Origin of the sequence: Marinobacter zhanjiangensis (genome assembly GCF_014651935.1) — a bacterium.
In the GTDB taxonomy this organism is placed as follows: domain Bacteria; phylum Pseudomonadota; class Gammaproteobacteria; order Pseudomonadales; family Oleiphilaceae; genus Marinobacter; species Marinobacter zhanjiangensis.
The window spans coordinates 38,666-55,516 of record NZ_BMXV01000005.1; the positions used below are offsets into that span (position 1 = coordinate 38,666).

Annotated in this window: 15 protein-coding genes and 1 pseudogene; 12 read left to right on the forward strand and 4 right to left on the reverse strand. The window is 61.3% G+C overall.

The window, feature by feature from the left end:
• Positions 1-14: 14 nt before the first annotated feature.
• The 3 genes from arcC (at position 15) to IE079_RS11220 (ending at position 2,374) form a co-directional block, all read left to right on the forward strand.
• On the forward strand, positions 15-923 hold the full coding sequence (arcC, locus tag IE079_RS11210; protein WP_189576445.1) for a carbamate kinase: 909 nt from the start codon (positions 15-17) through the stop codon (positions 921-923).
• A 162-nt stretch (positions 924-1,085) separates the two neighbouring features.
• Positions 1,086-1,880 (forward strand): SDR family NAD(P)-dependent oxidoreductase, encoded by a 795-nt coding sequence (locus tag IE079_RS11215; RefSeq protein WP_189576447.1) that lies wholly within the window; start codon positions 1,086-1,088, stop codon positions 1,878-1,880.
• Positions 1,881-1,972: 92 nt separating this feature from the next.
• Complete coding sequence (locus IE079_RS11220; RefSeq protein ID WP_189576449.1) at positions 1,973-2,374, forward strand: DUF4112 domain-containing protein; 402 nt, start codon at positions 1,973-1,975, stop codon at positions 2,372-2,374.
• 5 nt (positions 2,375-2,379) lie between these two features.
• Here the strand turns inward: IE079_RS11220 and IE079_RS11225 are convergent.
• Both IE079_RS11225 and IE079_RS11230 read right to left on the reverse strand, forming a co-directional pair.
• Positions 2,380-2,601: pseudogene (locus IE079_RS11225) on the reverse strand (methyl-accepting chemotaxis protein); the annotation flags it as partial.
• Positions 2,602-2,634: 33 nt separating this feature from the next.
• Positions 2,635-3,372: an SDR family oxidoreductase gene (locus tag IE079_RS11230; protein ID WP_189576451.1), complete on the reverse strand. Its 738-nt coding sequence runs from the start codon at positions 3,370-3,372 to the stop codon at positions 2,635-2,637.
• Between the two features lie 201 nt (positions 3,373-3,573).
• On the opposite strand from IE079_RS11230, the gene IE079_RS11235 reads away from it, so the two are divergent.
• Together IE079_RS11235 and IE079_RS11240 are read left to right on the forward strand one after the other, a co-directional pair.
• Positions 3,574-5,130 (forward strand): BCCT family transporter, encoded by a 1,557-nt coding sequence (locus IE079_RS11235; protein ID WP_189576453.1) that lies wholly within the window; start codon positions 3,574-3,576, stop codon positions 5,128-5,130.
• A gap of 55 nt (positions 5,131-5,185) precedes the next feature.
• Positions 5,186-6,490: a diguanylate cyclase domain-containing protein gene (locus IE079_RS11240; RefSeq protein ID WP_189576455.1), complete on the forward strand. Its 1,305-nt coding sequence runs from the start codon at positions 5,186-5,188 to the stop codon at positions 6,488-6,490.
• 29 nt (positions 6,491-6,519) lie between these two features.
• On the opposite strand, the gene IE079_RS11245 is transcribed toward IE079_RS11240, so the two are convergent.
• A complete protein-coding gene (locus tag IE079_RS11245) occupies positions 6,520-7,983 on the reverse strand; it encodes a DUF3336 domain-containing protein (RefSeq protein WP_189576457.1) in 1,464 nt (487 codons plus the stop codon).
• Positions 7,984-8,081: 98 nt separating this feature from the next.
• Entirely contained in the window at positions 8,082-8,852 is a 771-nt protein-coding gene (locus tag IE079_RS11250; RefSeq protein ID WP_189576459.1) for an alanyl-tRNA editing protein, read from the reverse strand.
• Positions 8,853-9,010: 158 nt separating this feature from the next.
• On the opposite strand from IE079_RS11250, the gene IE079_RS11255 reads away from it, so the two are divergent.
• From IE079_RS11255 to IE079_RS11285, 7 genes are all read left to right on the forward strand, one after another.
• On the forward strand, positions 9,011-10,363 hold the full coding sequence (locus IE079_RS11255) for an aminotransferase-like domain-containing protein (protein ID WP_189576461.1): 1,353 nt from the start codon (positions 9,011-9,013) through the stop codon (positions 10,361-10,363).
• 135 nt (positions 10,364-10,498) lie between these two features.
• On the forward strand, positions 10,499-12,460 hold the full coding sequence (locus IE079_RS11260) for an aconitate hydratase (RefSeq protein WP_189576463.1): 1,962 nt from the start codon (positions 10,499-10,501) through the stop codon (positions 12,458-12,460).
• A 10-nt stretch (positions 12,461-12,470) separates the two neighbouring features.
• Positions 12,471-12,647 carry a nucleoside/nucleotide kinase family protein gene (locus IE079_RS11265; protein ID WP_189576465.1) on the forward strand — a complete coding sequence of 59 codons (177 nt, stop codon included), beginning with the start codon at positions 12,471-12,473 and terminating at the stop codon, positions 12,645-12,647.
• A gap of 245 nt (positions 12,648-12,892) precedes the next feature.
• Positions 12,893-13,927, forward strand: coding sequence for a thiosulfate ABC transporter substrate-binding protein CysP (gene cysP, locus IE079_RS11270; protein ID WP_189576467.1), 1,035 nt, complete (start codon positions 12,893-12,895; stop codon positions 13,925-13,927).
• A gap of 17 nt (positions 13,928-13,944) precedes the next feature.
• On the forward strand, positions 13,945-14,817 hold the full coding sequence (cysT, locus tag IE079_RS11275) for a sulfate/thiosulfate ABC transporter permease CysT (RefSeq protein ID WP_189576469.1): 873 nt from the start codon (positions 13,945-13,947) through the stop codon (positions 14,815-14,817).
• Between the two features lie 3 nt (positions 14,818-14,820).
• Positions 14,821-15,651 (forward strand): sulfate ABC transporter permease subunit CysW, encoded by an 831-nt coding sequence (gene cysW / locus IE079_RS11280; RefSeq protein WP_189576471.1) that lies wholly within the window; start codon positions 14,821-14,823, stop codon positions 15,649-15,651.
• A 9-nt stretch (positions 15,652-15,660) separates the two neighbouring features.
• The gene (locus IE079_RS11285; protein WP_189576473.1) at positions 15,661-16,752 is read left to right on the forward strand and encodes a sulfate/molybdate ABC transporter ATP-binding protein; all 1,092 of its coding nucleotides are present in this window, start codon (positions 15,661-15,663) and stop codon (positions 16,750-16,752) included.
• Positions 16,753-16,851: the final 99 nt, after the last annotated feature.

The following is a 16,851-nucleotide window of genomic DNA, read 5'->3' on the forward strand; positions in this document are numbered from 1 at the left end:
AAGGAGAGCCGGATATGCGAGTAGTAGCAGCCCTTGGTGGCAACGCCCTGTTGCGGCGCGGTGAGCCCCTCACCGCCGCGGCCCAGCGGGCCAACGTGAAGACCGCCGCGGAATCACTGGCGGCCATTGTCCGTGCCGGGCACGAGCTGGTTGTCACCCATGGTAATGGACCACAGGTGGGCCTGCTGGCACTCCAGGGCGCCGCCTACAAGCCGGATGAAGCCTACCCGCTGGATGTTCTGGGGGCGGAAACCGAAGGCATGATCGGTTATATCATCGAGCAGGAGCTGGAAAACGCGCTTGGTCATGATCGGCCGGTTGCCACCCTGCTGACCCAGGTTCTGGTGGACAGGGATGACCCGGCCTTCCGCAACCCGACCAAGTTCGTCGGGCCCGTCTACGACAAGGAAGAAGCCGAAACCAAAGCCGAAGCCGCCGGCTGGCAGATTGCTCCGGACGGGGACAAGTGGCGCAGGGTGGTGCCTTCGCCGACGCCTCTGGAGATTCCCGACATGCGGGTACTCAGATTGCTGCTGGAGCAGGGGGTTGTGGTCATCTGTGCCGGTGGCGGCGGGATTCCGGTGCTGCGTCTCGACGACGGCAGCATGCTCGGCGTGGAAGCGGTGATTGACAAGGATGCCGCCAGCGCCCTGCTCGCCAGCCAGCTGGACGCGGATGCCTTGTTGCTGCTCACGGATGTGAACGCCATTTACCGGGACTTCGGCAAGGATACCGCCAAAGCGATCCATCGGCTGACGGTTGCCGAGGCCGGCAAGCTGGACCTTCCCGCCGGTTCCATGGGCCCCAAACTGTCGGCGGCCCGGACATTTGCCGAGGGCGGTGGCGTCAGTGGCATCGGTCGGCTGGAAGACGCGCTGGCCATCCTGGAGGGCAGGGCCGGTACCTGCATCGGCGGGTCATAGCCCGCCCGAGGGCCGGTCTGTTGCCTGTCGATAAGGATGTCGGCTTGCAGCTGACACCAAACGACCTTTCAAGCGTACCATCTCTGGCCGGGGCAGGTGTCACCATGGGATAGTGATGGCTCCTTGGTTTCCCAAACAGTTTCTACCAGAGAGGAGTCCGTCATGAAGATCGATCTGCAGGGCAAAGTCGCTATCGTTACCGGTTCCACCCAGGGCATTGGCCTGGCCATTGCCAGGGGCCTGGCCGGTTCCGGTGCCACCGTGGTGGTCAATGGCCGCAAACAGGCGGCGGTGGATGAGGCCATTGCCAAAGTGCGGGAAAGCGCCCCTGATGCCACTGTACGGGGTGTGGCTGCGGATCTCGGCACGGCGGAGGGCTGTCAGGCATTGGTGGAGGCCGAGCCTTCGGCTGATATCCTGGTCAATAACCTGGGTATTTTTGGCCCGGAAGAGTTCTTCGACGTTTCCGATGAGCAGTGGCAGCGCTTTTTCGATGTGAATGTGATGTCCGGCGTGCGCCTGTCCCGGGCCTATCTGCCGGCTATGGAGAAGAATGGCTGGGGCCGGGTGATCTTCCTCTCGTCAGAATCCGGCCTGAATATCCCCACGGAAATGATCCACTACGGGTTCACCAAGACCGCGAACCTGTCGGTGTCCCGCGGACTGGCCAAGCGCATGGCGGGCACGGGGGTAACCGTCAACGCTGTATTACCCGGTCCCACGATGTCTGAGGGGGTGCAGGGGATGCTGAAAGAATCCGCCGAAAAATCCGGCAAGAGCCTTGAGCAGACCGGCATTGACTTCGTGAAGTCGGCGCGGCCCAGTTCCATTATCCAGCGCCCGGCGGAAGTGGATGAAGTGGCCAACCTGGTGGTGTACGTGGCGTCGCCACTGTCATCCGCCACTACCGGAGCGGCGTTGCGTGTGGATGGCGGGGTGGTGGATTCCATCGCGTGACCACCTGACCTCAGGGCCCATGCCTGACGGAGGTCGTATAATCGTCAGGCAGGTCAGCGGTTCTTTTCCAAAGACGGGTTGAGTATCGGCGTATGACTACAGACAGAACGGCAACGGCAGCCGACGCCGCTCTTCGGCGGGCGGCGTCCCTGCACCGTATTGAACGGTTCAGCCGGCTTATGGACAGCGCCGTACGCATTCCCTTTACCCGAGTGAACATCGGTCTGGACGGGTTACTGGGGTTGATTCCCGTGGTAGGGGATGTGACCGGGCTGCTGCTGTCCGGTTATGTGCTGGTGGAAAGCCAGCGCGCCGGGGCCAGCCGGCGGGTCCAGGCCCATATGGTCAAGAATATTCTGCTGGATGCGGTCGTCGGTTCCGTGCCCGTCGTGGGCGATGTGTTCGACGTCATGTACAAGGCCAACCTGAGAAACGCCCGCCTGCTCAGGCGGGAGCTCGAGGCCGATGGAATTGAACCGGGCGAGACCGGATAGATCCACTAACGGTCAATCCTGTCCAGGGAGGCGGCCAGTGCGTTAACCCGCTGGTGAGTTTCTTCCACCAGGCCGTCGATTTCACCCGCCGATGTGCTGGACTTCCTCGCCAGTGAGCGCACCTCTTCGGCAACCACGGCGAAACCGCGCCCGGCTTCGCCGGCCCTGGCCGCTTCAATGGCGGCGTTGAGTGCCAGCAGGTTGGTCTGGTCGGCGATGCCGTTGATGGTCGAGATAATGCCACTGAACTCGCCCTGCTTTCACCAGGGCAGGTCAGTGCCATCCCAGCTGATAAACCGGCCATTGTCATTCTCGGATAGCCCGTCGAGAATCCGGTACAGGTTACTGGCGGTATCCTCGGGCTCATGCACCGTCAGCTTTGCCAGCGACTGGCTAAACGGTTCGCTCAGGGGTGACTCGGTCGTGCCCGGATGAAGCGCCACGCAGGTGACCGGGGAGAAGCGCCTGGTCAGCTCGATCGACAGGTTTCTGACCATCATGTTCAGGGCGGACTTGGAGCATCGGTAGGCATACCAGCCGCCGAACCGGTTGTCCGAAATGGAGCCTACCTTGGCGGAAATCGCCGCAACCCGTGTCAGGTGTTGGCCGCGAAATCGCGGCGCCAGGGCCTGCACCAGCATACCGAACCCGATGCAGTTGACCTGAAAGGCCCGGGCCATGGCATCCGGGTTCAGATCCTCAAGCCGTTTCTCCGGGAACATCCGGTCGTCATGCAGCAGGCCTGCCGCATAGATCAGATTATGCAGCTTGCCCGATGGCCCCAGCGCCTCCGCCAGTTGATCGGTGAGTGATTCGCTCAGGGGGGCGTCCGCCTGCCAGGGAATCAGCGTGACGTTTTCCTGCTCACGAACCGCGGCGGGTACCATTTCCGGACGGCGACACAGTCCGATCAATGGCTGTGCCGGCTGGTCGTGCAGGTAGCGCTCGGCCAGGGCGCTGCCAATGGCGCCCGAGATGCCGGCGATCAGGGTGGTCATCCGGTTGCCTCCTCGACAAATGGGTGGAGTGTCTGCCGGGTATACGGCGAAATGCTGCAACCCGCCCACTTCATGGCAGTTTGCCGGTGGCGGTCCGCCGGGACACTAGCGGTTTTCACGCACCGGTTTTTGGTCGGGGGCATGTGCAACAGGCAGACCTTTCCTGTAGGGTGCGCCGTTTTTTCCTTGAGGGCAGACCCCATGACCGCACCATCCGTTCCCCCCGCCGGGAAGCGATCCCGTTTTTTTGCCGACAACGACCCGGTGGTGCTGATACTGACCATCGGGTTCATTCTCCTGTTCGTCGGTGCGTCGATCGTGGACAGCGGCTATATTGCCAGCCTGATCGGTAACGGCTTTGCGTGGACCGCGAAGTACCTCGGTTCCTTCTTCCAGTTGCTGCTGCTGCTCACTTTTTTCATTGCGGTGGGCACGGCGCTCAGCCGCGCCGGTGCAGCACGGATTGGTGGCCTGGACAGGCCCGAGATTGGCCGCTTCCGGTGGTTGTCGATGATCATGTGTACGCTGCTGGCTGGCGGCGGCGTTTTCTTCGCCGCCGGTGAGCCGGTCTACCATTTCGTGGTCACGCCACCGGCATTCGACTCGGAAGCAGGAACTCCGGCGGCCGTTGCCCCGGCCCTGGCACAGTCCTTTACCCACTGGGGGTTTCTGGCCTGGGCGGTGCTTGGCTCTCTCACCGCGCTGGTGCTGTCCCGCGCTCATTACGGTCAGGGCAAACCCCTGCAGCCACGTACCCTGTTGTACCCGGTTCTGGGTGAGCGGGTCATCCAGGGTCGTCTGGGTGGTGTGATCGACGCGTTCTGCGTTATTGCCGTGGTAGCGGGTACCGTTGGTCCGATTGGCTTTCTGGCGACACAGATGAGCTTCGGATTGCATGAGCTGTTTGGTATTGCCGACGGGTTTGGCACGCAGCTGGTGGTGCTGGCGATTCTTGCCGCGGTCTATATGACCTCGGCCATGACCGGCCTGCACAAGGGCATCCAGCTGCTGAGCCGTTTCAACGTACTGCTTGCGCTGGCCATCGGGGCCGTCATTATGGTGTTTGGGCCCACCCTGTTTCTGGTAGACACCTACACCCAGGCCATGGGCGAATACGTCACCTCGTTCTTCGCCATGGCCACCATGACGACGCAAACCGCGCCCGAGTGGTGGATGAAGTGGTGGACCGTGTTCTTTTTCGCCTGGTTCATCGGGTATACGCCTTTAATGGCGGTGTTTGTGTCCAGGATTTCCCGGGGCAGAACGGTGCGGGAAATAATCCTGGCCGTCGCCGTGCTGGCGCCGATCGCAACTACCATCTGGTTTACCCTGCTGGGCGGGTCCGGGATCTATTACCAGCTGACCGGTGCGCTGGACCTGACCGAAGCCCTGAACAACTTCCAGTTTGACGTAGCGACGCTGACTGTAGCCCAGGCGCTTCCCGGTGGCACCTGGATGGCAGCAGCCATCCTGTTGCTGACCACCATCTTTGTGGCGACAACCGGCGATTCCATGAGTTATTCCATTGCCATGGTCGGTGCCGGGCACGACGAGCCAAACCCATGGATTCGCGTATTCTGGGGCGGCGCCATGGCGCTGATGGCGGCGATCCTGCTCTATATGGGCGCCGGTCAGATCGGGGTGTTGCAGCAGTTTATCGTGCTGACGGCGATACCCGTGTCGCTGATTATCCTGCCGTCTCTGTGGACGGGACCAAAGGCGGCCATGGCCATGGCCCGGGAGCAGGGTATCGTATAGGCGCCATTCGCCTGTGGCCATTCGCTTATGGGTAGCAATTCAATATACTTGAGCGATGACGCCGACCGATCAGCCTTTCCTTGCCAACTTTGCCGACCTTCTTCTGGACGCAATTTGCGTTGTCGACGAGGAGGGGTACCTGCGCTATATCAGTGCGGCGGGGGAGCGGATCTTCGGTTATGCCCCCGAGGAGATGGTGGGCAGGCTCATATTCGATTTTGTGCATCCCCAGGACCGGCAAAAGACACTGGAATCGGCTGCCAGGGTGCTTGGGGGCGAGCCTTTGCTGAACTTCGAGAACCGCTACCTGCGCAAGGATGGCACCGTCGCCTATATCATGTGGTCCGCGCGCTGGTCGGAAGCCGATGGTATCCGGGTGGGCGTGGCCCGCGATGTGACGGAGCGCCGGCATGCGGAGTCCATGCGGACGGCCCTTTACGCCATTTCGGAAGCGGCGACCGCAAGCAATAACCTGCCGGCCCTGTTCGAGCGCATTCATCCGGTGATGGAGGATCTTCTGCCGGCCGGCAGTTATACCCTCGCCCGATGCGCCTCGGATACGGGTGAGATCGAATTTCCATTCGCCACGAACCGTCTCGGTGATGTGGTCGATCTGCCTTTTGCGAGAGCCGGCAGCGTCTGCCGGAGGGTGATTGCCTGCCGCCGGTCTCTGCTCCTCAATCGTGCCGGTGCTGCTGGCGAAGCCCCCTTCAGCTGCCTTGGCGTGCCGCTGGATTTTGCCGGGGGTGTTACAGGGGCCCTGACGGTGCTGAGTAACGTGCCGGGTGCTGCCTATTCGGAGCAGGACCGTGAGTTGCTGCAGTTCGTGGCGGTACAACTGGCCGCCGCCATGGAGCGCATCGCGCTGCAGGCCCGGATGTCTTACATGGCGCAGTACGACCAGCTCACCGGGTTGCCCAACCGGGCACTGTTCCTGGACCGGCTACAAACCGCGCTGGCCCGTGCCCATCGTCAGGGCACCCGGCTGGCCGTGCTCTTCCTTGACCTCAACGACTTCAAGACCGTGAACGATCGCTACGGCCACAGCGCGGGAGACCAGTTACTGCAGGCCGTGGCAACGACCCTGAATGGGAACCTCCGGGAGATGGACACCGCCGCCAGGCTGGGGGGCGACGAGTTCGTGGTGTTGCTGGAGAGCATAGAGCAGCCGGACGACGCCAGGCTGGTTGCGGAAAAGCTTCTGGCGAGTCTGAGTGTGCCCCATGCACTGTCGGAAGCCAGTGTGATCAGTGTTCCCAGTATTGGCTGGGCAGTTTACCCCGAAGATGGCGAGGATGCCGACAGGCTGATTGCCCACGCCGATCACGGGATGTATCGAAACAAGAAGGATCGGCGCTGAGTCTCTTACCTGGCTGGCATCGGTGAACGTTATGCAGACCGCGACCGTTCGGCCCTGTGTTTGAGACGCCCGATGCATTCCCGGAAGGTGCGGCTGATCAGGGTCTGGTCTTCAATCATGGCCATCATCGGCCAGGTGGCCTGTTCGCCGATCTGGATGTACATGGCCAGGTCTTTGGCGCTTGGATTGGAAAGCACCTTCCGGTACAGGGTGGGTTTGAAAGGGAACTGGATGTTGATGTCCCCCAGATAGGACTGCGTGGCCATGGAATGGGCCTGTTCGATCAGCGGGCGAACCGTGGATGACGACCAGGTATTGCGCGTCAGTTCCAGCAGGGTGGCGACATGGGCATGAACCAGTGATGAAGCCGCCTGCTTGACCGAGGCACTCAGCCCCCGCTCGGAATGGTGGCTGATAAAGGGCAATACGTGTGGGTTGGCCTGGCTCACGATAGTTTTGTTGATGTTGTGAAGGCGCGCCATGCGCACGAGGGGCAGGTCACCGTGAACCGTGCCGTCGATCCATCTTTCCGTGGGCATGTAGGGGATCTCTTTCACCTTCCTGCTATCTGATTTGTCCCGGGCCTGCAGGGTGACCGATGGATAGATGCCCGGCACCGCGCATGAGGCCAGCACCGCCGAGTCGATGGTGACATCCGGCGCGGTCAGTTCGTTCAGCAGGCGGGGCTTCTGGCGTGTGCGAGTGGGCGAGACCGAGATATTCAGGGCCCGGCCACTGTGTTCAAAGGCTTCCCGGAAGCTGCCGGTACCTATGTTGGTGCGGATATGGTCCTGTAGCTGGGCCTGGTCCATGGCATGGCCCTTGCCCCATAGCTCGCCGGGACTGTGCCAGCGCAGGGCGTCCAGGTGCACCTGTTCCGGGTCGTCGAACAGACTGTCCAGTTCCTTGCTGTTGCGACTACAGATTGCGGCCGCGACAACGGCACCCATACTGGAGCCGGCGATGACGTCCGGCAGCAGGTTGCGGCGCCAGAGTGCCCGGGTCACCCCGAAATGGTAGATGCCAAAGGCGGCGCCACCACTGAGCATCAGCGCCGGGCGGCCGAACACCTTGTCGGCCCGCTGGAATAGCTGCAGTTTCTGCTCAACGGACATCCCGGACTGTGGTTTGTCGCAGATGTAATTCATGGCGCGCCGGACCTCGTCGAGGAACTCGCCCACCACCTGTTTGGTGCCGGTGCGGGCCATGGCGTAAAGGTCCGGGTTGGACAGCTCGCCCAGGTGTCGGTAAAGGCTCTCCTGCAGCACACGGGTCAGGGCAGCGGGGTCGCCCTTGTGCCGGCAACTGTGCATCAGACGGATATGCTCGCGGATGAGCGGCTCGTGGAGCATGGCCGTTGCCCCTTCGTCGCGCCACTTCAGGTTGCCGTCAAGTTCATCGAGCTTCCAGGCAATGTCATGCCATTGCTCAAAGGATCTCGCGGAGTCGAGTTCACGGTTCAGTTGTTTGCGAAGCCTGGCGTTAGTGCTCATGGCTATACCATATCGCAAACCGGCAGCGTTTTCAGGGGCGTGACACCTCTGTCAGGTGCCCTGGATCCTCACGGTCGCGGATCCGGGAAGCCGCTCATTCATGCGCTGATCAGCCCCTGGTGGTATCGCCTGACATCGGCAAAGGCCTCGGGGAACTCGCAGATCAGCCGCTCCTTGCCTTTGCCCACATTCTTTCGGCGCACGTTCAGTGTGCCGATGGCGGCAGGACGGTCGAGGTGGGTTCCGCCACAGGGAATCTCGATACCGCCATAGCGCCAGTAGCGGGCGTCAGGGCACTTGGGCAGGCTGCCCAGTTCGATGGGCAGATTCTGCTCGATCAGCGAATTGGCAACGGTCTGGATCCGCCGTATCGTTTCTCCGTCGAATTTCCCGTCGCACAGGAAATCGAATCTGGCCGAGGTCTCCTTGATGTGGCAGCCAATGGTCTGTTCTTCCAGGTGGAAGTCGTGGTGAATGGCGGCGGCATACAGGAAATGGCTGGCTGAGTGAGACAGCGTCAGCTTTGCGCGGCGCAGGGCATCAATGCGGACTGTCACCGGCATGCCCACGTCCAGCCTGGCCAGCAGTGGCAGGTCATCGGTGTGTACCAGGTGCAGTATCACCCCGCCGGTTTTGACGCCCCTGAATCCATCGATGTTGCAGGGAAGGCCGTACATGCGCTTGACCTGCTGGAAACGGATGGCGCCGACCGGGGTATCGATCACGCCATGGTCTGCTTCCTGTCCCCCGCCCTCCGGAAACGCCACGGTACGGTCCAGTTCGATGGCCTCGGTGTAGAGCCGGCTGATGTGGGCCGGGCACTCCGTGAGGTACTGGTCTTCGTAGTAGAGTTTTGTGGTCGTTCTCATGTCTGGATCATCTTCCTTTGATAGTTGTTCTGACGTCGGACTTATAGCGTGACAGTTTTCTCGCCCTGTCAGGCGCACAGTGGGCCAAATCTTCCGCCAACTGTTAGGATGAATTGGCGAACAGTTACCATCACGTCAAACAAGGAAGATTCGGCGATATGGATTCCAGGGCCCTTTATAACAAGTTCAGAACCCGGCTGGAGAAAGGCGGCTGGAAGCTTGGGCAGCGTATACCGTCCATTCGCCAGGTGGTGAGGACAGAGGGGGCCAGCCACCATACCGTGGTCAAACTGTATGAACGCCTGGTGGCGGAGGGATATATAGAAGCCCAGCAGGGGCGCGGCTATTTCGTGACGCGCTCCGGCCACGACAGCCCGCCGGCGGCATTGCCGTCCGGAACCTCCTTTGAAATGTCCAGTGACCCGCTGTTCCGGCTGCTGCAGAGTAATCCCGACGCCGTCAAGCTTGGCTGTGGCTGGCTGCCCACCAAGTGGCGTGACACCGAGTTACTGACCCGCTCCATCCGGCGAACGGCGCGCCTTGAGCGACGCTCACTGGTCGAGTACGGCGATATCCAGGGCTACCGTCCCTTGCGACTGCAGCTGTGCCAGCACCTGAGTAACAAGATCCGGCTCGATGTCTCGCCCATCCAGGTGCTGACCACCCTGGGGGCAACCCAGGCACTGGACCTGGTCACCCGCTTGCTGGTAAAGCCCGGCGATGTGGTGCTGGTTGATGAACCCGGCAATGGCAACCTGATCAAGCTGATTAACCTTGCCGGAGGGCAGGTGATCGGCGTTCCCCGTGGCGTTGATGGTCCGGACGTCGCCACGGTCGCCAGGCTGGCGCAGCAGCACCGGATTACCGCATTCTATTGCAACAGCACCTTTCATAACCCCACCGGAGGCTGCCTCAGTGCACGGGTAGCTTTCGAGATCCTGCGGCTGGCCATCGACCATGATTTCATGATTGTCGAGGATGATGTCTACGGGGATTTCGCCGCCGGTGCTCACCAGAGTTTTGCCGAGCTTGATGGGCTGGACCGGGTCATCTATATCGGCAGCTTCTCCAAGTCGCTGTCGGCTTCCCTGCGGATCGGTTACCTGGCCTGCAGTCTGAACCTGATCGCGTCGCTGGTGGAACTGAAGCTGCTGACCTCTGTGGCGGTACCGGGGTTCTGCGAGCGGTTCGTCAACACCATCATGACCGATGGCTCCTACCTCAAGCACATGCACTCCATCCAGCGCAAGCTGATGGTCCAGCAGGAAGTGACCCAGCAGGCGCTGCGGGAGCTGGGATGGCGTTTTGACATAGAACCGGTGGGCGGCATGTTCCTGTGGATCCACCACCCGTCACTGGACGACCTGGCGTCTTTCATACAGGACCTTGCCGCGCGCAACGTACTGGTGATGCCCGGTAGTTCGTTCAGTGTGGCCAGTGGCTCGGAAAACCGTCTGCGGGTAAACGTCTCCCACTTCTCCCCCGAACTCATTCCCCTGTTCCGGGTTTGACGAAAGCGGACGTCCCGGGGTGAGCCCTGAAGGGGTTGTGAAAGGGCAATCTGTGATACATATTGTTAGTAAGGCATCCCCGAATATATGGCTTGAGTGTCGTAGCCATCTGGTTCGCGCAGGGAGGTAACCCCAATGTCGAAACAGAGCAAGACCCAGCCACGCAACGTGACGCAGAAACTGTTCGAGTCGCACCTGGTCTCGGGCGAAATGAAAGCTGGCCAGGAAATCGGCCTGAAGATCGACCAGACCCTGACCCAGGATGCCACCGGCACACTGGTAATGCTGGAACTGGAGGCCATGGGCCTGGACCACGCCCGTACGGAGCTCTCCGCCCAGTACGTTGACCACAATCTCCTGCAGTCCGACAACCGTAATCCGGACGATCACCTGTTCCTGCGCAGTGCCTGCGAGAAGTTCGGTATCTGGTACAGCCCGCCCGGTTCCGGGGTCAGCCATCCCGTGCATATGGAGCGCTTCGGCAAGCCGGGCAAGACACTGCTTGGATCAGACAGCCATACCTGCGCCGCCGGTTCGCTGGGCATGCTGGCCATGGGGGCCGGTGGTCTGGCGGTTGCCATGGCCATTTGCGGCGAGCCATTCTATCTCAACATGCCAAAAGTCGTGGGCGTGAAGCTGACGGGCAAACTGCCGGACTGGGTGAGCGCCAAGGACGTGATTCTGGAGATGCTGCGGCGCCATGGCGTGAAGGGAGGTACGGGCAAGGTGTTTGAATATTACGGCCCGGGCCTGAAGCACCTGTCGGCTATGGACCGGCACGTGATTGCCAACATGGGGCAGGAGATGGGCCACACCGCTACCGTATTCCCGGCGGACGATGCGGTACGTACCTTCCTCCGCCAGCAGGAGCGGGAAGACGATTTTGAGCCGTTAACGGCGGACACCGGGGCCAGCTATGACGAGCATGAAGAGGTTGACCTTGGCAAGCTTGAGCCGCTGATTGCGTTGCCGAGTAGCCCGGGGAAGGTGGTGCCGGTTCGCGAGGTAGCCGGGGAGCCCATCTACCAGGCCTATATCGGGTCCTCCGCTAACCCGGGCATGCGGGACTTTGCGGTGCCGGCGATGATGGTGAAGGGGCGTCAGGTGCATGGCCGGGTATCCTTCGACATCAATCCCACATCGCGGCAAGTGCTGGAAAACCTGTCCGGGCTTGGTCACCTGACGGATCTTCTCAGTGCTGGCGCCCGCCTGCACCAGACCGGCTGCAATGGCTGTATTGGCATGGGCCAGGCGCCGGCAACGGACCAGATCAGCCTGCGCACAGTGCCGCGGAATTTTGCCGGACGGTCCGGCACGCCGGAAGACAAGGTCTGCCTGTGCAGCCCGGAGACGGCTACGGCCTCGGCGCTGACGGGGGTGATTACCGATCCCCGGGACCTGGATATGGACTATCCGGTGTTCGACTACAGCCGTTCCTTCCACGTTGCGGACCGCAATATTCGCCCCCCGGCCCGGCACCCGGAGCTGAGCGTCGTGGAAAAGGGACCAAACATCAGTACACTGCCGCAGTTTGACGGCTTGCCCGATAGCCTGACAGTCCCGGTGCTCCTGAAGGTGGGTGACGACATCTCCACCGACGACATCCTGCCAGCGGGATCACAGATCCTGCCGTTACGCAGCAACATCCCGGCGATCAGTGAGTTCACCTATGCCCGAATGGATCCTTCCTATCCGGAGCGGGCCAAACAGCATCAGGATACAGGGTCGTTGATTGTGGGTGGCGAGAACTATGGCCAGGGTTCAAGCCGCGAACATGCAGCGCTGGCGCCGCGTTACCTGGGCGTGCGGGCGGTCATTGCCAAGAACTACTCCCGCATCCACTGGCAGAACCTGTGCAACTTTGGCGTGTTGCCACTGCGCTTCACCAGGGCCGACGATTACGACGACATCCGGCAGGATGATGAACTGGAACTTGAGGGTCTGGCCAGCGCACTGGAATCCGGTGACAAGATCACCGCGGTAAACCGCCGCAACGGGGAAACCTACGAACTATGCCATGACCTGAGCGACCGCCTGGTGCGCATGGTCCTCAAGGGCGGGTTGCTGAACATGATGCGGGACGAGCTGGCGGCATGAAGTGCGAGGTGTGATCCCGCGTATCGGTGACCACAGCCTCAGGGACATCTCCCGCCGCCCCGGCCAGTCTTTTGAAGACCTGTTTGATGAGCGGTTCGAACTCTATCAGCGTTATTGCGATATATGGGTGAAGGCATCGGAACTGAAACAGGATAAGGTCTGCGAGGCGGTTGTTTCTGCCTTGTAAAAAACGGCGGCCTTTGCCAGCGCTTCCTGTCTGTTAACGGGCCCTTCCGGCAGGGCACAAAGAAGTTACCCGCTCCCATAAGCAACCTACCCATATAACCATCCGTTCCAACAAAAGGCGGAAATCATCTATTCAGGGCATTGTTGTTTTGTGCGCTGTGTCTTATCGTTCCGTTCTAACGAAGCGACACCTTTATTCTTCATTTGAATATAGAGATTCCGCACGAACACGGAGCACTGCCTGTTATGTCCCATTCCATCTTGTCGATATTCAAGACCCGCAAGGGCCTGTGGTTCAGCGCCCTGGCGCTGACCGTCTCCATGGTCGGCCCGGCCTCCGCTCAGGAGCGGGAAATTCTCAACTCCTCCTACGACATAGCCCGTGAGCTGTTTGCCGAGTACAACGAGTTGTTCTCCGAGCACTGGCAGGAAAAGACGGGCGAGACCGTCAACATCCAGCAGTCCCACGCCGGCTCTTCGAAGCAGGCCCGTGCAATCCTGCAGGGTCTGGGGGCGGATGTGGTTACCTATAACCAGGTCACCGACGTCAACATCCTGGCTGAGCGGGGCAATCTGATCCCGGACGACTGGGCGTCACGCCTGCCCAACAACAGTTCGCCCTACTATTCCACCATGGCGTTCCTGGTTCGTGAAGGTAACCCGAAGAACATCGAGAACTGGGACGACCTGGTGCGGGAAGACGTCGAGCTGATCATGCCCAACCCGAAGACCTCCGGTAACGGCCGTTATACCTATCTGGCGGCCCTGGGTTATGCCCAGGATGAGTTTGGTGATAACCAGGAGAAGATCGATGCCTTCCTGAGCGACCTGCTCGGTCAGGTGAAGGTGTTCGACTCCGGCGGTCGAGGCGCCACCACCACCTTTGTCGAGCGTGGTCTGGGGGATGTACTGCTGACCTTCGAATCCGAGGTGAACAATATTCCGGAACTGAACCCGGGCCAGAACTTCGAAGTGGTGGTGCCGAAGGTCAGTTTCCTGGCGGAATTCCCGGTCACCTGGATCGACAGGAACATCGAGAAGAAGGGTACCGAAGAGCTGGCCAAAGCCTATCTGGAATACCTCTACTCCGAGGAGGCCCAGCGCATGCTGACCGGTTTCAACTACCGGGTCCACAACGAGACCGTGAAGGCCGAAGTGGCGGACAAGTTCCCGGAAGTGAAACTGATGCCGATTCAGGACATCGCCGGCAGCTGGAAAAACGCCATGGAAACCCACTTCGCCAGTGGCGGCAAGCTCGACCAGCTGCAGCGTCAACGCTAGGGGCTGTGTACTGAACCATGGCCACCACTGACCTTTCGGCGCGCCCGGCCAGACGGCTGGGCGCGCCTGTTTCCAAACGCGTGCTGCCGGGGTTCGGCCTCAGCCTTGGTATCTCGCTGTTCTTTGTCAGCCTGGTCCTGCTGCTGCCGATCTCCGGTCTGGTGATTCGCGCCGGGGGCATGGGCTGGGAGCAGTTCTGGTTCGTGATATCGGATCCCCGGGTGGTGGCTTCCTACAAGGTCACGGCGCTGGCGGCGCTGGCGGCCTCACTGTTCAACTGTGTGTTCGGGCTTCTGATGGCCTGGGTGTTGGTGCGTTACGACTTCCCCGGCAAGCGCCTGCTGGATGCGATCATGGATCTGCCGTTTGCCCTGCCCACCGCGGTGGCCGGTATTACCCTGGCGACCCTGTTTGCGGAGAACGGCTGGTACGGCCAGTGGCTGGCGAAGATCGGCATCGAGGTGGCCTACACACCCCTGGGCATCGTGGTGGCCATGGCCTTTACCAGCGTGCCCTTCGTGGTGCGTACCGTGCAGCCGGTGCTGGAGGAGCTTGCGCCGGAAGACGAAGAAGCCGCCGTCAGCCTGGGCGCGTCGGACTGGACGGTGTTCCGCCGTATCCTGTTCCCGGTGCTGTGGCCGGCGGTGGTCACCGGCGGTGCCCTGTCGTTTGCCCGCAGCCTCGGGGAGTACGGCGCGGTGATATTTATTGCCGGTAACTCGCCCTACGTCAGCGAGGTCATCAGCCTGATGATCTTCGTGCGTCTGGAGGAGTATGACTTCCCGGCGGCCAGCGCCATCGCAGCGGTGGTTATGGGTGTGTCGTTGCTGTTGCTGTTGTTCATCAATGTCTGGCAGGGGCGCTACCTCAAGCGCCTGCACGGAGGGTAGGTCATGGCCACGCCGAGACATCGCCGCGTAGGTGACAGCCCGCTGGTGCGCCGTTCGCTGATTGGCCTGGCGGTGGTTTTCACCGTGCTGCTGTTGTTCATGCCGCTGGCGCTGATCTTTGTGGAAGCCCTGTCGGAAGGTTGGGCCGTCTACGTGGGTAACATTCTGGATGAGTACACCCTTCATGCCATCGGCCTGACCCTGTTCGTGGCCCTGCTGACGGTGCCGCTGAACATGGTGTTCGGGGTATTCCTGGCGTGGCTGGTGACCCGCTTCCGGTTTCCCGGGCGCAAGGTACTCATCACGCTGATTGATATTCCGTTTGCGGTATCGCCGGTGGTGGCTGGCCTGCTGTATCTGCTGCTATACGGCGGCAACGGCTGGGTAGGGCAGTGGCTGGGGCAGTATGACATCCAGTTGATGTTCTCCTGGCCCGGCATTGTGATGGTGACCGTGTTCGTGACCTGTCCGTTCGTGGCGCGGGAGCTGATCCCGCTGATGCAGCAGCAGGGCAGTGAGGAAGAAGAAGCCGGCGTGGTGCTGGGCGCCTCGGGCTGGCAGCTGTTCCGGCGTATCACCCTGCCCAATATCCGCTGGGCCCTGCTTTACGGGGTGATACTCACCAACGCCCGTGCCGTTGGTGAGTTCGGGGCGGTGTCCGTGGTGTCCGGCAATATCCGCGGCGAAACCAACACGCTGCCCCTGCATGTGGAACTGCTGTACCAGGACTATAACGCCGTGGGGGCTTTTGCCGCGTCTTCCCTGCTGGCGGGTATCGCGCTGATCACCCTGGCCGTAAAAGCCATCGTTGAGTGGCGCCAGAGTCGACTGTAAGGACTGTTCATGAGTATCGAAATCCAGGGTATCAACAAGTTTTTCGACAGATTCCAGGCGCTGAACGACATCAATCTGACCATTCCCGATGGTCAGCTTACCGCGCTGCTTGGCCCGTCCGGTTCCGGCAAGACCACCCTGTTGCGCATTATTGCGGGGCTGGAGTCGGCGGAGCAGGGGCGCATCCTGTTCAGTGGCCGCGACGTGACCGGTCTGCATGTGCGGGACCGCAGCGTGGGCTTCGTGTTCCAGCACTACGCCCTGTTCCGTCACATGACCGTGGCCCAGAACGTGGCTTTCGGCCTGGATGTGCTGCCACGCCGCGAGCGCCCCGGCAAGCCGGAGATCCGCCAGCGGGTGAACGGCCTGCTGGAGATGGTGCAGCTTGACCACCTGGCCAACCGCTATCCGGCCCAGTTGTCCGGGGGCCAGAAGCAACGCATTGCCCTGGCGCGGGCCATGGCCATGCGTCCGGAAATCCTGCTGCTTGACGAGCCGTTCGGGGCCCTGGATGCCAAGGTCCGCAAGGAACTGCGCCGCTGGCTGCGCAGCCTTCATGACGAGCTGCACTTCACCAGCGTGTTCGTCACCCACGATCAGGAGGAAGCGCTGGAACTGTCGGATCAGGTGGTGGTGATGAGCAATGGCAGCGTCGAGCAGGTGGATTCGCCCCTGGAACTCTATGCCCGCCCGGATAGCCGCTTCGTGTTTGACTTCCTGGGGCAGGTGAACGTCCTCTCGGGCACCATTGGCAATGGCATCATCCGCCAGGGGGATGCCTGGGTGAAACTGCCTCGGGGCTGCGATGACGATGACGGGCAGCTCTATCTGCGCCCCCACGAGGTGCGACTGACCCAGCAGCCGACCCGCGAGGCCCACCTGCCGTTCCGCATCGAGGCCATCAGCGTGATCGGCGCGGAAGTACGGATTGAACTCAAGCCCGACGGTTGGGAGTGCGACGAGCTATGGGAAGTGGGCATCAGCCACTCCGACTTCAACGCCCGCAAGCCCCAGCGCGGTGACCGCTGTTATGCGGTGCCGGAAGTGGGCCACCTGTTCTGTGAGCACCTGGATGAGCCGAAGACCCTGAACTGGCACTGAGTCAGGCATTCGCCTGCCGCATTTTCTTCCCTATCGGCGAATCGCTGCTAATCTTTCCTTGGGGTCCGGGCGCTGTTTCGTGCCTGAATTCCGCAGCGA